Below are 18,760 nucleotides of genomic sequence, written 5' to 3'. Positions count from 1 at the left end.
ATGATCCCATCGCGGCGGCCGGCGGAGCGGTCACTTGGTCGGCTGGGCCTTCGAGGTGACCGTGATGGTGCCGGCGGCGATGTCCGCCTTGATCTTGTCGACCTCGGCCTTCAGGTCCGCCGGGACCTTGCTGTCGAAGTCGTGGTACGGGGCGATGGAGACGCCGTTGTTGGCCAGGGTGCCGACGAAGCCGGGCTTGGCCTGGAGCTGCTCGCCACCGGCGGCCTTCAGCACGGCCTCCTTGACGGCGTCCGGGATGTTCTTCACGACCGTGGTCATGATCGCGGCGCAGTCCGGGGTGCTCTCGCAGCCGTCGACGTCCACCCAGACGACCGAGTACTTGCCGCCCGAGGCCTTGGCCGCGGAGGTGGTGCCGAGGCCGGCGCCGCCGGCGACCGGCATGATGATGTCCGCGCCCTGGGCGACCAGCGCGTCGGAGACCTTCTTGCCCTCGTCCTGCTTGACGAAGTCGTTGGTGAAGGAACCCTTCTGGGTCGCCTTGTCCCAACCGAGGACCTGGACGTTCTTGCCCTTGGCCTTGTTGTAGTACGCCACGCCGTCGGCGAAGCCGTCCATGAAGATGGTCACCGGCGGGATCGGCAGGCCACCGTAGGTGCCGACCTTGCCGCTCTTGCTCATCCCGGCGGCCAGGTAACCGGCCTGGAAGGCGGCCTGCGCGGTGTCGAACTGCATCGGGTAGATGTTGTCCACACCCGGGTTGGCGTCGACGATCGCGAACTGCTGCTTCGGGTTCGCGGCGGCGGCCTTCTTGGTGGCGTCCGACATCAGGCCACCGACGGCCAGGATGAAGTCGCACTTCTGGTTCACGAAGCCGGTGAGGTTGACCTCGTAGTCGGCCTCGGCCTTCGACTGGACGTTCTTGATGTCGATCTTGTCGTTGGCCTTCTTCGCCTCCTGCAGGCCCTTCCAGGCCGAGGTGTTGAAGGACTTGTCGTCGATGCCACCGACGTCGGTCACCATGCAGGCGCTGAACTTCTTGTCGCCGCTACCGCCGGCGTTGTTGTCGTCCTTGGGGGCCTCGCCACAGGCGGCGGCACCCAGCACGAGGCCACCCGCCACGACGGCGGAGGCGATCCGCATCCCACGCACAGAGCGCAAGACGTCTCCTTCCCATTGCGCCCGCGTCGTGCGCGGTACGCATGCCCTTGCGCCGGCCTGCGGTGTGCCGCCGGCGTCCCACGTTACGGACGGGAGCGTACGCCCGCGCCCACCCACCGGCCGACAATCGTGCACGACTGTTGAGCGTCCGTTACCCCTACGTAACCCTTGCGTGGGGCAGATCACTTTCCGTGCCGGAGGGCCTTCCGGAGAGGTGTCGCGAACGTCCGTTTCCGCTGGCGTTCCCGCAGTTCGCGGACTACCGCCAGAAGACCGCCACCGCCGCGGTGACCAGGGTCAACCCGATGATGGCGAGGAAGTGGCCCCGGGCCACGGACTCCCGCTTACGGGAGAAGAAGACCATGACGAAGATCAGCAGCGCGAGCACCAACTTGGTAACAAGTTTCGCGGGCGCGGGCTCGTGGCCGTCGCGCAGCGGTGCCGAGAGACCGAGACCGGTCAGCAACTGGATGACCGAACCCCAGAGCATGGCCGCGTTGATCCGCAGCCGACCGCTGACGTACTGGGCGATCGCGCCACCGAGCAGCAGCGCGAACCCGATCAGGTGGACGTAGAGAAGTACCAGCCGAAGAGCTTCCATGCGGGCCATCCTCCCCCATCAACGACGGTTTGTAGTAGACGGCCCGCCCGAACGAGATCAGACCGACGCCGGAACCGGCTCCGGGCGGTCCGCCACCGGCCCGGCCGGGGTCCCCTTCCGGGCCCGTCCGAGCAGCACCAGGAGCAGGCCCACCAGCGCGTAGCCGACCAGCACCGCCAGCGCCCGGGCGCCGCCGGCCCCGTCGAAGAACGCCGCCGAGCGCAGCAACGTGCCACCCGCCCCGACCGGGAGGAACTGCCCCACCGTGCCCCACGGCCGGGGCAGCAGCTCCGGCGCGGCGGAGACCGCGGAGAGCGGATTGCCGACCAGGAAGACCAGCAGCGCGCCGATCCCGACGCCGGGCGTACCGAGCAGCGACGCGAGGCCGGCCACCGTGCTCGCCGCGGCCAGCGCGAAGAGCCCGACCGCGCCGGCCTCCAGCAGGACGTCACCGTCGAGCACGCCGAGCCAGCCGTGCAGCACCGCCGCACCGGCCAGGCCGGCGAGCACGCCGTACCCGAGCAGCCCGACCAGCCGGGCGAGCCGGCCGGCGACCAGCAGGCCGATCAGCGCGCCGGCCAGCATGCTGGTCAGGGCCAGCGGCAGGAACCCGGCGGCGAATCCGGCACCGCGCGGGTCGTCGGGGGCGGCGGGGACCACCGGCACCACGCGCACCGGCCGGCCGGCGGAGAGCTGGCCGGCGGCCTCGGTGAGCAGGGCGGCCACCGTCGGACTGGCGGCGGGGGCGGTGTGCAGGGCGATCCCGTCCGGGCCGGCGACGAGGGCGGCGTACACCTCGCGGTCGCGCAGCGCCCGGTCGGCCGCCGGACCGTCGGGGAGGGTGGTGACCGCGAACGCCCCCGGGCGGGCGGCGGCGAGCCGGCCGGCGAGTTCACCGGTCACCGGCGCCGGACCGGCGACCGCGATCGGCAGGTCCCGGGGCGCGAGGTGCGTCGCGGGCGCGGCGAACAGGGGCACCAGCAGGGCCTGGACCAGCACCGCCAGCACGGCCAGCAGGCCGGCGAGCAGCCAGGGGGACCGGATCCGGGACGACATCTCCGCCTCCTAAAACGAACGCTCGTTCTCTTAAAGACGAGAGTGCGCCTCCAGCGGCCCTCCGGTCAAGAACGAACGTTCGATTTATGATGTGGGTCGTGCCACGCGTATCCGAGGCCCACCTCGCCGCCCGCCGCCAGCAGATCCTCGACGCGGCCCGGCGCTGCTTCGTGCGCGACGGCTTCCACAACACCTCGATGCAGGACGTGATCACCGAGGCGGGCCTGTCGGTGGGCGCGGTCTACCGCTACTTCCCGAGCAAGAACGACCTGATCACGTCGATCGCCCAGTCGGTGGTGGGCGGGGCCGACCAGGTCTTCGCCGACATCGCGGCGGCCGAGCCGCCGCTGCCCCTGGTCGAGGCGCTCGACCGGGCGCTGACCTTCGTCGACGGCCAGTCCGGCCCCGACGGGCTGCTGCCGCTGGCCATCCAGGTGTGGAGCGAGGCGCAGCGCGACCCGGCGCTGGCCGAGTTCGTCGCCGCGACGTACAGCCGGCTGCGCCAGCACTTCGTGCTGCTCGCCCGGCGGGCCCGCGACGCGGGTGAGCTGTCCGCCGACGCCGACCCGGAGGCGACCGGCGCCGCCCTGTTCGCCCTGATCCCCGGCTACTTCATGCAGCGCATCCTCACCGGCCACCCGACCCGCGAGGTCTACCTGGCCGGCGTCCGCACCCTCCTCCCCCACCCGACGGCGCGTTAGGAAGGGCCCCTCCACCCGCAGCAGGCGTCAAGAAGGGGCCCTTCCTTGCACGTCAGGCGAGGCGCCAGACCTGGAAGGTGGGGCCGTCGGCGGGGAGGGTGACGGTGGCGTCGGCATCCGGGCGCAGGGCGGGGGCGTCGCCGTAGATGTTCTCGGCGGCCGGCAGGCCGGTCAGGGTGACCGGGGCGCCGGGGGCGCGGCGGGCCAGCACCAGCACCGTGCCGGTGGGCGCCTCGCGCAGGAAGACCAGGGTGTCCGCGTCCGCGTGCACCCAGCGCAGGCCGCCGTGGCGCAGCGCCGGCTCGCCGCGCCGCAGCGCCAGCAGCGACCGGTACGCGTCGAACGTCCGCCGGTCCCAGCTCTCCGGTCGGTGCCACGGCATCGGCGTACGGGAGCCCTCCCCGTTGGTGCCGGTCAGCCCCAGCTCGTCGCCGGCGAAGATCACCGGGGTACCCGGCATGGTGGCGAGCAGCCCGGCGGCCACCTCCTGCCGGGCGGCGTCACCGACCACGGTCCGGATCCGGGCCGAGTCGTGCGAGCCGAGCAGCTGCCACGAGTGCACGTACGAGCGCCAGGAGATCAGTGACCGGTAGGTGTTCATGGTGGCCAGCACCGCGCCGGCGTCCCGCCGCCGGGCCCCACCGGGGGTGCCGAGGAAGTTCGGCACCGGACCGTCGCCGTGCCGCAGCCAGGACCAGACCGGGTCGGTGAAGCCGACGTAGTTCATCGTCCCGTGCCAGCCGTCCCGGTCGAGGTCACCGGTGTGGTCGTGGCCGTGCTCGGCGAGCAGCAACCCGTCGGCGCGGGTGTCCGCCACCACCTCGCGCAGCAGCCGCGCCACCTCGTGGGTGTACGCGTCGGCGCCCCGCCGGCCGGTCATGTTCGCCACGTCGACCCGCCAGCCGTCCAGCCCGTACGGCTCCCGCAGCCAGCGGCGCAGCAGCGAGTCCCCGTCGGTGGCGAAGCGGCGGCGCAGCTCGGCGCTGCCCCAGTTGAGCTTCGGCAGCGACTTCACGCCGTTCCAGGACTCGTAGTCCCCGCCCGGCAGGTCGAAGTAGTACAGCTCCCGCTCGGCGGCGCGTACGTCGGAGACCGCGGCGGTGAACCAGTGGTGGGCGTCGCCGGTGTGGTTGCTGGTGATGTCGCCGAGCAGCCGCCAGCCCCGGGCGTGCACCGCCTCGGCGAGCCGGGCCAGCGCCGCGTCCCCGCCGAGCAGCGGGTCGACCGTGTCGAAGCTGGCCGCGTCGTAGCGGTGGTTGGAGCGGGCCGGGAAGATCGGGGTGAGGTAGACGGTGTTCACCCCGAGCCGGTCCAGGTGGTCCAGGCGCTCGGTGATCCCGTCCAGGTCACCGCCGTAGAACTGGTACGGCGTCTCCGGGCCGCGCCCGATCACCGGGGTGTCCCAGTCGCAGGGGATCGCCCAGTCCGGCGCGGTCCGGCCGTCGGCGGCGGCGGAGCGGGCGAACCGGTCCGGGAAGATCTGGTAGATCACCGCGTCGCGGGCCCAGGCCGGTGGCGGGGCGTGGCTGACCAGCTTGAAGTCGCCGTTGTCCGGCACGTCGTGGTCGACCACGCCGGCGGCGTTGAGCCAGCGGTAGCTCTTCGCCCCGTCGAGCAGGAACCGGTAGTTGCTGACCGGGTTGCGGACCTCGACGTCGGCCCGCCACCACACGTCGTCGCCCTCGGTGCGGTCGACGACGGCCTCGGCGAAGTGCGGCTCGCCGTCGCCGGTGGTCCGCACGTGCACCTGGCGCACGTCGGTGCCCGCCGGCACCCGGACGAAGACCGGGACGGTCTGCCCGAGCGCGGGCTCCTGCTCCGGTACGTAGGTGGCGGATCCGTCATGGTGCGGCTGCAGGGACATGGTGCTGCCTTTCGCGTCGTTCGGACGAGGGAGAGGGCGGGGCCGTCCGCCGCGGCCGGTTGCCCGACCGCGGCGGTCCGCCCTGAACTGCTCCGGTGTACGTCGACCGACGCCCTTGCCGCAGCGTGCCTGGTACTTATCCCTTGACGGCTCCGGCGGTCAGGCCGGAGACGATGTAGCGCTGGAGGATCTGGAACACCAGCACCGTGGGGATGGCGGTGAGCAGGGTGCCCGCCGCGAACATCCCGAAGTTGTTGTTGCGTTCGCCGGCCACCAGGCCGAACATGCCGACCGCGAGGGTCTTCGAGTTCGGCTCGGTGAGGAACACGTTGGCGATGATGAACTCGTTGATCGAGCCGATGAAGGCGAGCAGCCCGGTCACCGCCAGGATCGGCGCCACCAGCGGCAGCATGATCCGGAAGAAGACCTGGACGTGCGAGGCGCCGTCCATCGTCGCGGACTCGTCCAGCTCCTTCGGCAGGGTGTCGAAGAAGCCCTTCATCAGCCAGGTGTTCGCGCCCAGCGCGCCACCCATGTAGAGCAGGAACAGGCCCCACGGGGTGTTGAAGCCGATCGACGGGTACAGGTCCGTGATCGTCGTGAAGATCAGGAAGATCGCCACGATGGCCAGGAACTGCGGGAACATCTGGATCAGCAGCAGCGTGAGCAGGCCGACCCGGCGTCCGGCGAACCGCATCCGGGAGAACGCGTACGCCGCCAGCGAGGACAGGAAGATCGACGCGAAGCTGGCCACGCCCGCCAGGAGCAGCGAGTTGAGGAACCAGTGCCCGAACGCCGTCTTCTGGAACAGGTTCGTGAAGTTCTCGAACGACGCCCCGGTCGGCAGCAGCTCGGTGGAGGAGAGCGTGCCGAGCGGGTTGAGCGCCGCGGAGATCACGAACAGGATCGGGAAGAGGCTGAACGCGACCGCCAGCACCCCGACGAGGTGCCGCCAGCCCACCTGGGCGAACCAGCGGTTCTTCGACTTCCCGGTCGCGTTGCGGTTGGCGACCGGGGCGTCCGCGTAGGTGGTCACGAGTACACCTCCTCCTGCTTGCGGGTCCGGGAGAAGCTGATCGCCGACACCGTGGCCACGATCGCGAAGATGAAGATCGAGACCGTCGCGGCCAGCCCGAACTCGGCACCCTGGGCGCCGAAGGCGAGCCGGTAGGTGTAGGTGATCAGCAGGTCGGTGGCGCCGTTGCGCGGGTTGTCCGGCGCGAACGGCCCACCCTCGGTGGTGAACAGGATCGCGTTGACGTTGTTGAAGTTGTACGCGAACGACGCGATCAGCAGCGGCGAGATCGCCACCAGCAGCAACGGCAGGGTGACCGCCTTGAACGACTGGAACGGCGTCGCGCCGTCGACCGAGGTGGCCTCGGTCAGCTCCCGCGGGATGGCCTGGAGCGCGCCGGTGGCCACCAGGAACATGTACGGGTAGCCCAGCCAGAGCTGCACCAGCAGCACCGCGATCCGGGACGACCAGGCGCCACCGAACCAGTCGACGCCCACCCCGAAGAGGTTGTTGATCAGGCCGAAGTCGGTGTTGAACATGTCCCGCCAGACCAGCAGCATCGCGAACGACGGCATGGCGTACGGGAGGATGAGCAGCACCCGGTAGAAGTTGGTGCCCCTCATCCGGGGCGAGTGCAGGGCGAGCGCGATGGCCATGCCGAGCAGGAAGGTGAAGCCGGTGGAGCCCAGCGCGAAGGCGAAGTTCCAGGCCAGCGTGCCGAAGAACGGCCCGGAGATGTTCGGGTCGGTGAGCACCCGGCTGAAGTTCTCCAGCCCGACGTTGACCTTCCAGCCCTGGGTGAGCCGGTCGCCGTCGGCGGCGACGAAGGAGCCGCTCTTCTCGTCGGCGGTCCAGGTCTTGCCGCTCTCGTTGTCCTTGATGCAGTCGCAGCCGGCGTCGTACGCCCGGGACGCCTTGCCCTCGTAGGCGCGGGACAGGCCGTTGGAGCGGATCGCGCCCCCGGCCGTCGGCACCACCAGGTCGGTGATCTCCTTGCTGCGGCCGCTGGCCTGGCCGAAGTTGAGCACCGTGTAGCCCTTGGCCTCGGTGATCTTGCCGGTCAGGCTGACCGTGGCCTCGCCCGCGTCGAGCTTGCGCAGGCCGCCCGCGTCACCGGCGTAGACCTCCTTGGTCTTCGGGTCGCTCAGCAGGAAGACCAGCGGGCCGGTGGCCGGGTCGCCCTTGGTGGCGATGGAGAGCCCGTACTCGGCGGAGCCGGGAACCTGCTTCACCGAGGAGGTCTGGATGGCGACGATCGCGTCGTCCTTGCTGCCGCGGTGGCCGTCGCCGAAGTTCGTGAAGGCGGTGCTCGCGGTGTAGAGCACCGGAAGGACCTGGAAGGCGATCAGGAAGAGCGTGCCGGGTACCAGGTACTTGGCCGGAATGTGCCGCCGACCGAGGTAGAGGTAGAACAGCGCCGCGGTGGTGACCACCAGGACGCCCAGTCCGATCCAGTGTTCGGCCTCGATGAGCGGGAAGGCCGCCCAGATCGCGATCCCGGCCACCAGGCCGAGCAGGACCACCTTGACGACGAGGCCGGTCGCGGTGATCGGCGCGTGGTTCCGCGCGGTACGGGACTTGCGCGGGAGCCCGCTGCGAACGGGCTCCCGGCCCGGGGTCTGCGTGGCAGACCCCGGGCCGGACAGCGACGTGCTCATTACTTGATCTGACCCTGGATGGTCTTGCCGGCGGCGGTGACCGTCTTGGCCGGGTCGGCGCCACCGATGATGGCGGCCTCGGCCTTGCCGAACGGGTCCCAGATCGCGGCCATGGCCGGGATCGCCGGGAGCACCTGGCCGTTCTTACCGGCCTCCTGGAACTTGGCCAGGTCCGGGTCGCTGCCCTTGACCTGGTCGAAGGCGGCGGTCAGCGCCGGCGGGCGCGGCTCGGCCTTGTACAGCGCGACGGCCAGCTCGGGCTTGGTCACGTAGTTGGTGACGAACTCCTGGGCCAGGGCCTTGTTCTTGCCCTTGGCGGCGACGTAGAACGCCTGGACGCCCACGAACGGCTGGGCCTCCTTGCCACCGGCGAAGCCGGGGACCGGGGAGATGTCGTACTTGATGTTGGCCTTCTTGGCGTCCGCGATGGCCCACGGGCCGGAGACCAGGTAGGCGCACTTCTTGCCGGTGAAGGTGGCGATGGAGTTCTCGCCGGTGATGGAGCGCTTCAGCGCACCGTCGCCCTTCTCACCCAGCTTCGCGATCTTCTGGAAGGCCGCGATCGACTCCGGCTTGCCCACGCCCAGGTCCTTCGGGTCGTAGTCGCCGTTGGCGGCGGTGCCGAAGAGGTAGCCGCCGGCCGAGGTGTACAGCGGGTAGATGTGGTACGCGTCGCCGTTCTGGCCGGACTGCAGGCAGAGGATCTCACTGGCCTTCTTCTCGGCCTTGAGCTTCTTGCCGGTGGTGACCAGCTCCTCGATCGTCTTCGGCGCCTCGGGGGCCAGCTCGGTGTTCCGGATCAGCGCGACGTTCTCGGTCGCGTAGGGAACGCCGTAGAGCTGGCCGTTGAAGGTGACGGCCTTGATCGCGGTCTCGTTGAACGCGCTCTTCTGCTCGGCGGCGAGCTGCACCGGGTCGATGGCGCCGTTCTGCACCAGGTTGCCGATCCAGTCGTGCGCGCCGACCACGACGTCCGGGCCGCTGCCCTGCTGGGAGGCGGTGACGAAGTTGGTCTGCAGGTCCTTGGAGACGGCCTGGACCTCGACGGTCACACCGTTCTCCTTGCCGAACTCCTCGGCGAAGGGCTTCAGGGCGGCGGTCCGCTTGTCGTCGGCCCAGATGACCAGCTTGCCGCCGGTCGCCTTGGTGGCGGACTCCTTGGCGGCCGGCTTGTCGCTGCCGCTGTTGCCACAGCCGGAGGCGGCGAGCGCCAGGCCGAGGACAGCGACCACACCCGCGGTACGGATGCGCATCGGTACTCCTGTCGTCATGGCGGCCCGCCGGGGGAAGGGCGGCCCGCCAGTGGAAACCTCTGAAAGTTCTTGCTGACCGGCGCTGGGGTGCTGCGCCGCTGCTCTCGCGTGTTGCGGGGACGTTAGCAAGAGGTTGCAGAGAATGGAAGGGCTTGCAGAAGTGTACGCAAGACTTTGCCGTTGAGCTAAAGTGCCGCCATGCGCGCTCGACTGTCCGACATCGCCCAACAGGCCGAAGTCAGCGAGGCCACGGTGTCGCGGGTGCTCAACGACCGCCCCGGAGTGGCCCCCGAGACCCGGCAGGCCGTCCTGACCGCCCTCGATGTGCTCGGTTACGAGCGCCCCGCCCGGCTGCGCAAGCGCAGCGCGGGTCTGGTCGGGCTGGTCGTCCCGGAGCTGGAGAACCCGATCTTCCCGGCCTTCGCCCAGGTCATCGAGTCGACGCTGGCACAGAGCGGGTTCACCCCCGTGCTCTGCACCCAGACTCCCGGCGGGGTCACCGAGGACGAGTACGTCGAGATGCTGCTGGACCGGCAGGTGTCGGGCATCGTCTTCGTCTCCGGCCTGCACGCCGACACCGCCGCCAACCACGACCGGTACCGCGCGCTGATCGCCCGTCCGCTGCCGATCGTCATGATCAACGGGTACGCCCCGGGCATCGCGGCGCCCTTCGTGTCCTGCGACGACGGCGAGGCCACCGAGCTGGCCGTGGCGCACCTGGTCGCGCTCGGCCACCGGCGGATCGGCCTGATCACCGGCCCGGACCGGTTCGTCCCGGTGCAGCGCCGGGTGGGCGGTTTCAAGACCGCGATGACCCGCCTCGTCGGCACCACCGAGACCGAGGTCGCCGACCTGGCCGAGCTCTCGCTCTTCGGCGTCGAGGGCGGCGAGGCCGCCGCCGGCCGGCTGATCGAACGCGGGGTCACCGGCATCGTCTGCGGCTCCGACCTGATGGCGCTCGGCGCGATCCGGGCCGCCCGCCAGCGCGGCCTCTCCGTCCCTGCCGACATCTCCGTGGTCGGGTACGACGACTCCCCGCTGATGGCCTTCACCGACCCGCCGCTGACCACCATGCGGCAGCCGGTCACCGCCATGGCGGTGGCCGCGGTCCGGGCCCTGGTCGACGAGATCAACGGGCACGCCGCGCCGCACTCCGAGTACCTGTTCCGGCCGGAGCTGGTGGTCCGCGGCTCCACCGCCGTGGTCCGCCAGGCCGGGGCGACCCCGGGCACCGGCCCGAAGCGGCAGCGCCCGGCCCCCTCCTCGCTCGCCGTTCCGGCCTGACCCCCGCGCCCGGCCTCCGGCTCCGGGTCCGCGGGGTCCGACCCTCCCGGGTCGGGCCCTCCCGGCCGGCCGGGCCGGCCCGCCACCCGTACCGCCCGGCCCTGGCACCCGCTCGATCCGGCGCCCCCTGTCGGGCGCGCCGGCAACGGTTGCGTCGACCTCTCGGCGGCTGCGGTCACCGACGGCCCGGAGTGGGCTGGCCACCGGTCCGCAGTCATGGCTGGATCCGGGCCATGTCCCGGCTTCTGGGACGGGTCGGAGCGGGAACCCGCCCTGGCCGGGCGTGATGGCTGTCATTTCTTGCGCAAGGAATGCTTGACTCTTGCAGCGCTGGGGCGGCATTCTGCTCAGACACCCGGCGTCCGTCCCTCGCGCGGGGTGCCGCCGTCCCTAGCCCGAGAACGGGGATCGTCACCGATGACCGCCGCCAGCAACCCCACGCCGCTGACCTCCGACGACGACTGGTGGCGCTCCGCGGTCGTCTACCAGGTGTACGTGCGCAGCTTCGCCGACTCCAACGGTGACGGCGTCGGCGACCTGGAGGGCATCCGCCAGCGCCTGCCGTACCTGCGCGAGCTGGGCGTCGACGCGCTCTGGCTGACCCCCTTCTACACCTCCCCGCAGATCGACGCGGGCTACGACGTGGCCGACTACCGGGACGTGGACCCGCTCTTCGGCAACCTCACCGACTTCGACGCGATGATCACCGACGCGCACACGCTCGGCCTGCGGATCATCGTCGACCTGGTGCCCAACCACACCTCCAGCGCGCACCCCTGGTTCAAGGCGGCCCTGGCCGCCGGCCCCGGCTCCGCCGAGCGCGAGCGCTACCTCTTCGCCGACGGCAAGGGCACCGAGGGCGAGCTGCCGCCGAACGACTGGGAGAGCATCTTCGGCGGCCCCGCCTGGACCCGGGTCGCCGACGGGCAGTGGTACCTGCACCTGTTCGACCCGGCCCAGCCCGACCTGAACTGGCGGCACCCCGAGGTGCGCGCCGAGTTCGAGGACGTGCTGCGGTTCTGGCTGGACCGGGGCGTGGACGGCTTCCGGATCGACGTGGCGCACGGGATGATCAAGGCCGAGGGGCTGCCGGACGTCGGCTTCAACTCGATGACCACCGGCCAGCGCCAGTCCGAGCTGCTCGGCAAGGGTCGGCTGCCGTACTTCGACCAGGACGAGGTGCACGACATCTACCGCACCTGGCGGCCGATCCTGGACAGCTACCCGGGCGGCCGTATGGCGGTGGCCGAGGCCTGGGCGGAGACCCCGCAGCGGCTGGCCCGCTACATCGGCCCGGACGAGCTGCACCAGGCGTTCAGCTTCGACTTCCTCGACGCCACCTGGTCGGCCGACTCGTTCCGCAAGGTGATCGACACCGCGCTGGCCGAGTCGACCATCGTCGGCGCGCCGACCACCTGGGTGCTCTCCAACCACGACCGGCAGCGGCACGTCACCCGGTACGGCGACGGTGAGGTAGGCCTGCGCCGGGCCCGGGCCGCCGCCCTGCTGATGCTCTCCCTGCCCGGCTGCGCGTACGTCTACCAGGGCGAGGAGCTGGGCCTGCCGGAGGTGCTGGACCTCCCCGACGAGCTGCGCCAGGACCCGGCGTTCCTGCGCACCGGCGAGAGCCGTGACGGCTGCCGGGTGCCGATCCCGTGGAGCGGCGAGCTGGCCCCGTACGGCTTCGGCCCGGAGAGCAGCGAGCTGAGCTGGCTGCCGGCCCCGGCGACCTGGCGGGCCCTCTCGGTGGCCGCCCAGGCCGGCGTGCCGGGTTCGACGCTGGAGCTCTACCGCGCGGCGCTGCGGATCCGCCACGAGCACCCGGCGCTCGCCGGCACCGGTGCGATCACCTGGCTGGAGACCGAGCCCGGCGTGCTGGCGTTCCGGCGCTCCGCCGGGGACGTCGAGCTGACCTGCGTGGTCAACCTCAGCGGCGCGGCGACCACGATCACCGGCTACGGCCGCCCGGTCGTCGCCAGCGCCGACCTCACCGAGCAGGGCGACGGGCACGTCCTGCCGGTGGACGCAGCTGCGTGGTTCGAACGGCGCTGAGCCGGGTAACCCGCCATCGACCTGGTCGTCCGTTGTGCTCCGCGCCGACGGGCGACTGGGCTGCCGACCCCTTGTGGTGGGGGGTGAGGTGGCCCCGGCCCCTCGGGAGTCCGCTCCCGGGGGGCCGGTGTCCATCGGGGACCGCCCTCAGGCGCCCTTGGCGGTGAGCAGCTTCGCGATCCGGGCCAGGCCGGCCCGGACCTCCTCCTTGCTCGGCGCGGGCAGCGGCTCGGGCACCGGCTCCCGCTCCGCCGCCAGCTCCAGCTCCTCGTCGATCATGTCCTCGAAGTCGCCGTAGAGATCCGCCTCGTCGGTCCGGGCCGCCTCGTCCTCGGCGGCGAGCTGCGCGGCGGCGATCTCGCTGCGGATCTCCTCCGGGGTGAGCGCCGGCACCAACGGCTCGACCACCGCCATCAGCTGCTCCTCGGCCACCACCGCCTCGGCGAGGGCGAGCGCGTGCGGCCGCTCGTACGGCCCGCAGACCACCGGCTCCCACTCGTCCGAGTCCCCGAGCGGCGCGAAGGTGATGATCCACGGCAGGCCGAGCATCGGCGAGTCGTCCGGCAGGTCCAGTGTCACGAGTGCGCCCACGGCCTCATCATGGCCGCTCCCCGCCCGGACGCGCGCCCCATTCACCTCAACTCCCCCGCTCCCCCGCCACCAAGATCGGCCACTCCTTCACGGAAAGAGTGGCCCCGGGTCGTCGGATAACCACTCTTTCCGTGAAAGAGGCGCGAAGGTGGGAGGCGGGAGGCGGGGGTCAGGGGGCAGCGGCGAGGGCGGCGCGGACCAGGGCGAGGGCGCGGTCCGGAGGTACGCCCAGGCGGTGCGCCTCGGCGGCGTACCCGGCGGCGGCCCGGTGCAGGCGGTCGGTGGCGTCGTCCCGGCCGGGGGCCACCACGGTGCCGTGCCGGCCCCGGGTCTGCACGAGACCCGCCCCCTCCAGCTCCCGGTACGCCCGGGCCACCGTGTTCACCGCCAGCCCCAGGTCGGTGGCGAGCTGCCGGACCGCGGGCAGCCGGGTCCCCACCGCCAGCCGGCCGTCGGAGATCATGCCGGCGAGCTGCCCGCGCACCTGCTCGTACGGGGGCACCGCCGAGTCCTGGTCGATGCGGATCCGTGTGGTCATCCCGCTCCTCCCGGCGTACCCGGATCGGTCTCCTCGTCCACCTCGACGTCCACCTCGCGGGCCGCCCGCCCCTCGGCCAGGTCCACCACCCGGCCGTAGGGACTGGTGGCGGCCAGGGCCGCGCCGAAGAGCACCAGCTGGTTGAGCAGGTAGAGGTAGAGCAGCAGCCCGACCGCGCCGGCCACCACCGTATAGGCCGGGTTCCGCTCGGTGCGGACCACGTAGTAGCGCCCCACGGTGTTCAGCAGGGTGATCCCGACCGCCACCACCAGCACCACCGGGCGCAGCCGCCGCCGGCTCATCCGCAGCCGGGGCACCGCGACCAGCAGCGCCACCGCCAGCACGGCGTTGACCAGGACGCTGAGCACCGCGCTGATCGTGGTCAGGCCCACCGACCCGGTGCTGCGCAGCAGGAACCGCAGCAGCGACTCCAGCGCGTCCACGGCGACCACCGAGACGCCGAGCAGCACGAAGACCGCCACCAGCACGCCCAGGTCGACCAGCCGGCGGATGACCAGGTTGCCGGGCTGCTGGTTGAGCCCGTACAGCAGCCGCTGCGAGGAGCGGATCGCCTCCACCCAGCCGATCCCGGTGAAGACCAGGATGATCAGGCCGACCACCCCGACGGTGTTGCTGCTCTGGGCGATCTGCTGCGGGTCGAGGAAGGGCAGGTTGGCCCGCAGGAAGCGCGCCGCCGCGTCGCTGACCTCGTCGTTGTCCTGCAGGATCGAGCCGAAGACCCAGTACGCGACCAGGGCGAGCGCGAAGACCGCGAAGAAGCCGTAGTAGGCGATGGCCGCCGCGAGCCGGCCGGCGAGCAGGTCGGCGTAGAGGGTGCCGGCCCGCCAGAGGTGGTCGAAGGCCGGCAGCCGGTCCCGCGCCCCGTCGATCCGGCGGTTGGCGGCGGCCTCGATCCGGCCGAACACGTTCACCACGTCATCCTCGCCGATCGTCCGCCGCGGTGGAGGCGGCCCGGGCGGGTGCCCGGTTCAACCGCCGAGCCGGAAGTCGCGCCGGGGCTGCCAGCGGGTCTGCCCGCTGTGCGAGAAGAGGGTGAACGCCTCCACCTCGAAGAGCGCGGAGAAGTCGGCCAGGTCCTCGTACGCCTTGTCGAGCACCTCGGCGGGCACGTCCTGGGCGACCGTGACGTGCGGGTGGTAGGGGAAGCGGGCCTCCCGGTGCAGCTCCGGGGCGGAGTTGATGGCGGCGGCGAGCAGTTCGCACTCGCTGATCCCGGCCGCCACCGCCACGAAGACCACCTGGGTGACCGGCCGGAACGTGCCGGTGCCCCGCAGGTGCAGGGTGAACGGCAGGTGGGTGGCGGCCACCCGGGCCAGGTGCTCCTCGACGGCGGGCAGCGCGTCCACCGGGATCTCGGTGGGCCCGAGCAGGGTGACGTGGGCCGGGACCGCCTGCGGGTCACCGGCCTCGACCCGGCGGCGGGTGAGCATCCCGCCCCACGGCTCGGGGATGTCCACCGCGATCCCGATCTGGAGGGTGTCGCCGGCCTCCGACGCTCCGTCCCTGCGATCCACGCTCCGCGCCACCCCTCCGGCCACCGCCTGTGTCCACCCGTCCCGTCGCGCCGGGGCCGCTACTCGGCCCGGACCGGCGGGAAGAAGCCGACCCGCTCGTACGCCGTCCTCAGCGTCGCCGAGGCCACCGCGCGGGCCTTCTCCGCGCCGTGCGCGAGCAGCTTGTCGAGCTGGGCCGGGTCGTCCAGGTAGCCGCGGGTGCGCTCCTGGATCGGCGTGACGAAGTCCCGGACCACCTCGGCCAGGTCCTTCTTCAGGTCGCCGTAGCCCTTGCCGTCGTACGCGGCGACCAGCTCGTCGATGCCCCGGCCGGAGAGCGCCGAGTAGATGGTGAGCAGGTTGCTGATGCCGGGCTTGCCCTCGGCGTCGAAGACGATCTCGCGGCCGGTGTCGGTGACCGCGGAGCGGATCTTCTTGGCCGAGCGGGCCGGCTCCTCCAGCAGGTCGATGATGCCGGCCGGCGAGGAGGACGACTTCGACATCTTGGCCGTCGGGTCCTGCAGGTCGGTGATCTTCGCGGTGTCCTTGACGATGTGCGGCGCGGGCACCGTGAAGGTCGGGCCGAACAGCGAGTTGAACCGCTGCGCCAGGTCGCGGGAGAGCTCCAGGTGCTGGCGCTGGTCCTCGCCCACCGGCACGGCGTTCGCCTGGTACAGCAGGATGTCGGCGGCCTGCAGGATCGGGTACGTGAAGAGGCCGACGCTGGCCCGGTCGCTGCCCTGCTTCTGCGACTTGTCCTTGAACTGGGTCATCCGGCTGGCCTCGCCGAAGCCGGTGATGCAGCCGAGCACCCAGGCCAGCTGCGGGTGCTCGGGCACCTGCGACTGGACGAACAGGGTGCTGCGCTCCGGGTCGAGGCCGAGCGCGAAGAGCTGCGCGGCGGCCACCCGGCTGCGCTGCTTGAGCACCTTCGGCTCGTGCCCGGCGGTGATCGCGTGCAGGTCCACCACGCAGTAGAACGCGTCGTGGCTGTCCTGCAGGGCCACCCAGTGCCGCAGCGCGCCCAGATAGTTGCCGAGGTGGAACGAGTCGGCCGTCGGCTGGATGCCGGAGAAGACGCGCGGGCGGGCGGGTACGTCGGACATGGCGGCAATTCTGTCAGCAACACCCGGCGTACGTCATGACGGGCCGGCGGGTCGGCTCTCGGCGGCCGCGACCGGGGCGGTGACCTCGCGTCGCTGCTCGGGCAGTCGGGCGGCGGAGACCACCAGGCGGGACACCCGTCGCCCGTCGAGGTCGAGCACCCGCAGCAGCCAGCCGCCCGGCGGGTCGTCCGGGTCGGGTTCGCCGGGGCCGTCCCCGTCCGACGCGACCGGGATCTCGTCGCCGGCGACCGGGAGCCGGCCCAGGGCGGCCATCACGAACCCACCGACCGTCTCGTACGGGCCGGCGGGCAGCGGCACGCCGGTGCGCTCGGCGAAGTCGGCCAGGTTGAGCCGGCCGTCGACGACGGCGGGCAGGCCGGTGTGGGCCGGGTCGGCCGGGGGGTCGTCGTACTCGTCGTGGATCTCCCCGACCAGTTCCTCGACCAGGTCCTCGCAGGTGACGATGCCGGCGGTGCCGCCGTACTCGTCGACCACCACGGCCAGGTGGTGGCCCTCCCGGCGCATCTCGGTGAGCGCCGCGAGCACCCGCTTGCTGCCGGGCAGCTGCTTCACCTCGCGGGTCAGCTCCCCGACGGTGGCCGGCCGGTCGGCCTCCGGGCGCAGCAGCACGTCGCGCAGGTGCACCACGCCGACCACGTCGTCGTGGGTGCCGTCGACCACCGGGTAGCGGGTGTGCGGCTCGGCGCGGACCAGGCGCTCCGCCTCGCCCAGCCGGATCCCGGCCGGCAGGAACACCACCTCGGTACGCGGCACCATCACCTCGCGGACCAGCCGCGCGCCGGCCACCAGCACCTCGTCGATGATCCGGCGTTCGTCGGGGTCGAGCACGGTGTTGGCGGCGACCAGGTCGCGCAGTTCGGCCTCGCTGATCCGTTCCCGGCCGGCCGCCGGGCTGGCCCCGAGCAGGTCGGTGACGAGCCGGGTGGCCCCGTCGGCGGCGCGGACCACCAGGCGGGCGACGGTGCGGGCCATCGGCCCCGGCTCGCGTCGTGGCCGCCCCGGCGGTCGTCGCCGGGGCCCGGGACCACCTGCCTCCCGCATGACAAGGATGGTAGACAGGCGCCGCCGCCCGGCTCGGCCAATGTTCGGATCTGTTCAATCGTGGGTAATCGTGGTGGAATAGCAGAGGGTCACGGACAGCGCGGGCACAGCCGGCGGCCCTAGGGTGATCAAGAGGGGCCGGCACCGGGTCCGGCCAGGCAGGGAGGAACCCGACGTGAAACTGCTCGTCACCGGCGGCGCCGGCTACATCGGCAGCGTGGTGACCCGGATGCTGCTGGACCACGGCCACGACGTGACCGTCCTGGACGACCTGCGCACCGGCCACCGCGCGGCCCTCGCCCCCGAGGCGACCCACGTCGACCTGCCGGTCCACGAGGCCGCCCGGGTGCTCACCCCCGACGCCGGCTTCGACGGGGTGCTGCACTTCGCCGCGCTGATCGCCGCCGGCGAGTCGATGGTCAAGCCCGAGCTCTACTGGCAGACCAACACCGTCGGCTCGCTCGCGCTGATCGACGCGGTCCGCGCCGCCCGGGTGCCCCGGCTGGTCTTCTCCTCCACCGCCGCCGTCTACGGCAACCCCACCGAGCTGCCCATCCCGGAGACCGCCGTCAAGGCCCCCACCAACACATACGGGGCGACGAAGCTGGCCGTGGACATGGCGCTCACCTCCGAGGCGATCGCGCACGACCTGGCCGCCGTCTCGCTGCGCTACTTCAACGTGGCCGGGGCGTACCTGCACGACGGGCGGGCCATCGGCGAGCGGCACGACCCGGAGACGCACCTCATCCCGCTCGCCCTCGACGTGGTCGCCGGCCGGCGCGAGAAGCTGCAACTCTTCGGCGACGACTACCCGACTGTCGACGGCACCTGCGTCCGCGACTACATCCACGTCGCCGACCTGGCCCGGGCCCACCTGCTCGCCCTCGACGCCGCCACCCCCGGCCGGCACCGCATCTACAACCTGGGCAACGGCAACGGCTTCACCAACCGGCAGGTGATCGAGGTGGTCCGCGAGGTCACCGGCCACCCGGTGCCGGTCGAGGTGGCCGCCCGTCGCGAGGGCGACCCGGCCGAGTTGGTCGCCTCCTCCACGCTGGCCCGCGAGGAACTGGGCTGGGTGCCGGAGAAGCCGACCCTGCAGGACATGGTCGGCGACGCCTGGGCGTTCTACCGCGAACACGTCCTGGGTGCCCGGTGAGCGCGAGGAGTGAGCCGGGCCTGCGAGCCCCGCAGTCGCGAACAGGAGCGGCCCGGTGAGCGCGAGGAGTGAGCCGGGCCTGCGAGCCCCGCAGTCGCGAACAGGAGCGGCCCGGTGAGCGCGAGGAGTGAGCCGGGCCTGCGAGCCCCGCAGTCGCGAACAGGAGCGGCCCGGTGAGCGCGAGGAG

Annotated in this window: 17 protein-coding genes; 4 read left to right on the top strand and 13 right to left on the bottom strand. The window is 72.0% G+C overall.

The features are described from left to right. Nucleotides 1-30 precede the first annotated feature (30 nt). The 3 genes from GA0070611_RS26255 to GA0070611_RS26245 all read right to left on the bottom strand — a co-directional run bounded on the left by GA0070611_RS26255 (nt 31) and on the right by GA0070611_RS26245 (nt 2,776). The gene (locus GA0070611_RS26255; protein WP_091669924.1) at nt 31-1,101 is read right to left on the bottom strand and encodes a BMP family lipoprotein; all 1,071 of its coding nucleotides are present in this window, start codon (nt 1,099-1,101) and stop codon (nt 31-33) included. 277 nt (nt 1,102-1,378) lie between these two features. Beyond that, a complete protein-coding gene (locus GA0070611_RS26250; protein WP_091669921.1) occupies nt 1,379-1,720 on the bottom strand; it encodes a hypothetical protein in 342 nt (113 codons plus the stop codon). A 57-nt stretch (nt 1,721-1,777) separates the two neighbouring features. Beyond that, nucleotides 1,778-2,776 (bottom strand): hypothetical protein, encoded by a 999-nt coding sequence (locus tag GA0070611_RS26245; protein ID WP_091669918.1) that lies wholly within the window; start codon nt 2,774-2,776, stop codon nt 1,778-1,780. 98 nt (nt 2,777-2,874) lie between these two features. Here GA0070611_RS26245 and GA0070611_RS26240 point away from each other — a divergent pair, with 98 nt between their 5' ends. Next, nucleotides 2,875-3,477, top strand: a complete 603-nt coding sequence (locus GA0070611_RS26240) for a TetR/AcrR family transcriptional regulator (protein WP_197675802.1) — start codon at nt 2,875-2,877, stop codon at nt 3,475-3,477. A gap of 52 nt (nt 3,478-3,529) precedes the next feature. Here the strand turns inward: GA0070611_RS26240 and GA0070611_RS26235 are convergent, their stop codons facing one another. From GA0070611_RS26235 to GA0070611_RS26220, 4 genes are all read right to left on the bottom strand, one after another. Beyond that, entirely contained in the window at nt 3,530-5,341 is a 1,812-nt protein-coding gene (locus GA0070611_RS26235) for a glycoside hydrolase family 13 protein (protein ID WP_091669909.1), read from the bottom strand. Between the two features lie 136 nt (nt 5,342-5,477). Next, nucleotides 5,478-6,377, bottom strand: a complete 900-nt coding sequence (locus tag GA0070611_RS26230; RefSeq protein ID WP_091669905.1) for a sugar ABC transporter permease — start codon at nt 6,375-6,377, stop codon at nt 5,478-5,480. Continuing rightward, complete coding sequence (locus tag GA0070611_RS26225) at nt 6,374-8,014, bottom strand: ABC transporter permease subunit (protein WP_091669901.1); 1,641 nt, start codon at nt 8,012-8,014, stop codon at nt 6,374-6,376. The genes GA0070611_RS26230 and GA0070611_RS26225 overlap by 4 nt, the downstream gene beginning before the upstream one ends. Next, nucleotides 8,014-9,267 (bottom strand): sugar ABC transporter substrate-binding protein, encoded by a 1,254-nt coding sequence (locus tag GA0070611_RS26220; protein WP_091669897.1) that lies wholly within the window; start codon nt 9,265-9,267, stop codon nt 8,014-8,016. The genes GA0070611_RS26225 and GA0070611_RS26220 overlap by 1 nt, the downstream gene beginning before the upstream one ends. Before the next feature lie 198 nt (nt 9,268-9,465). Here GA0070611_RS26220 and GA0070611_RS26215 point away from each other — a divergent pair, with 198 nt between their 5' ends. Together GA0070611_RS26215 and GA0070611_RS26210 are read left to right on the top strand one after the other, a co-directional pair. Further along, nucleotides 9,466-10,551 (top strand): LacI family DNA-binding transcriptional regulator, encoded by a 1,086-nt coding sequence (locus tag GA0070611_RS26215; protein WP_091669894.1) that lies wholly within the window; start codon nt 9,466-9,468, stop codon nt 10,549-10,551. A gap of 417 nt (nt 10,552-10,968) precedes the next feature. Then, nucleotides 10,969-12,603: a glycoside hydrolase family 13 protein gene (locus tag GA0070611_RS26210; protein ID WP_091669889.1), complete on the top strand. Its 1,635-nt coding sequence runs from the start codon at nt 10,969-10,971 to the stop codon at nt 12,601-12,603. Nucleotides 12,604-12,750: 147 nt separating this feature from the next. On the opposite strand, the gene GA0070611_RS26205 is transcribed toward GA0070611_RS26210, so the two are convergent. The 6 genes from GA0070611_RS26205 to GA0070611_RS26180 all read right to left on the bottom strand — a co-directional run bounded on the left by GA0070611_RS26205 (nt 12,751) and on the right by GA0070611_RS26180 (nt 17,414). Next, nucleotides 12,751-13,194 (bottom strand): hypothetical protein, encoded by a 444-nt coding sequence (locus GA0070611_RS26205; RefSeq protein ID WP_091669885.1) that lies wholly within the window; start codon nt 13,192-13,194, stop codon nt 12,751-12,753. Nucleotides 13,195-13,363: 169 nt separating this feature from the next. Beyond that, nucleotides 13,364-13,732, bottom strand: a complete 369-nt coding sequence (locus tag GA0070611_RS26200; RefSeq protein ID WP_091669881.1) for a GntR family transcriptional regulator — start codon at nt 13,730-13,732, stop codon at nt 13,364-13,366. Then, nucleotides 13,729-14,664, bottom strand: a complete 936-nt coding sequence (locus tag GA0070611_RS26195) for a YihY/virulence factor BrkB family protein (RefSeq protein ID WP_091673469.1) — start codon at nt 14,662-14,664, stop codon at nt 13,729-13,731. The genes GA0070611_RS26200 and GA0070611_RS26195 overlap by 4 nt, the downstream gene beginning before the upstream one ends. A 57-nt stretch (nt 14,665-14,721) precedes the next feature. Then, complete coding sequence (locus GA0070611_RS26190; RefSeq protein WP_231921231.1) at nt 14,722-15,267, bottom strand: 2'-5' RNA ligase family protein; 546 nt, start codon at nt 15,265-15,267, stop codon at nt 14,722-14,724. A 59-nt stretch (nt 15,268-15,326) separates the two neighbouring features. Continuing rightward, the gene (gene trpS / locus GA0070611_RS26185; RefSeq protein WP_091669871.1) at nt 15,327-16,352 is read right to left on the bottom strand and encodes a tryptophan--tRNA ligase; all 1,026 of its coding nucleotides are present in this window, start codon (nt 16,350-16,352) and stop codon (nt 15,327-15,329) included. A 33-nt stretch (nt 16,353-16,385) separates the two neighbouring features. After that, nucleotides 16,386-17,414, bottom strand: coding sequence for a hemolysin family protein (locus GA0070611_RS26180; protein WP_091669867.1), 1,029 nt, complete (start codon nt 17,412-17,414; stop codon nt 16,386-16,388). A 175-nt stretch (nt 17,415-17,589) separates the two neighbouring features. Between GA0070611_RS26180 and galE the strand changes: the two genes are divergently transcribed. Beyond that, a complete protein-coding gene (gene galE / locus GA0070611_RS26175) occupies nt 17,590-18,573 on the top strand; it encodes a UDP-glucose 4-epimerase GalE (protein ID WP_091669863.1) in 984 nt (327 codons plus the stop codon). Nucleotides 18,574-18,760 lie beyond the last annotated feature (187 nt).

Origin of the sequence: Micromonospora auratinigra, from assembly GCF_900089595.1 — a bacterium.
In the GTDB taxonomy this organism is placed as follows: Bacteria; Actinomycetota; Actinomycetes; order Mycobacteriales; family Micromonosporaceae; genus Micromonospora; species Micromonospora auratinigra.
The sequence above is the reverse complement of the archived record's forward strand: the minus strand, read 5'-3'. Positions and strand labels throughout refer to the sequence as shown.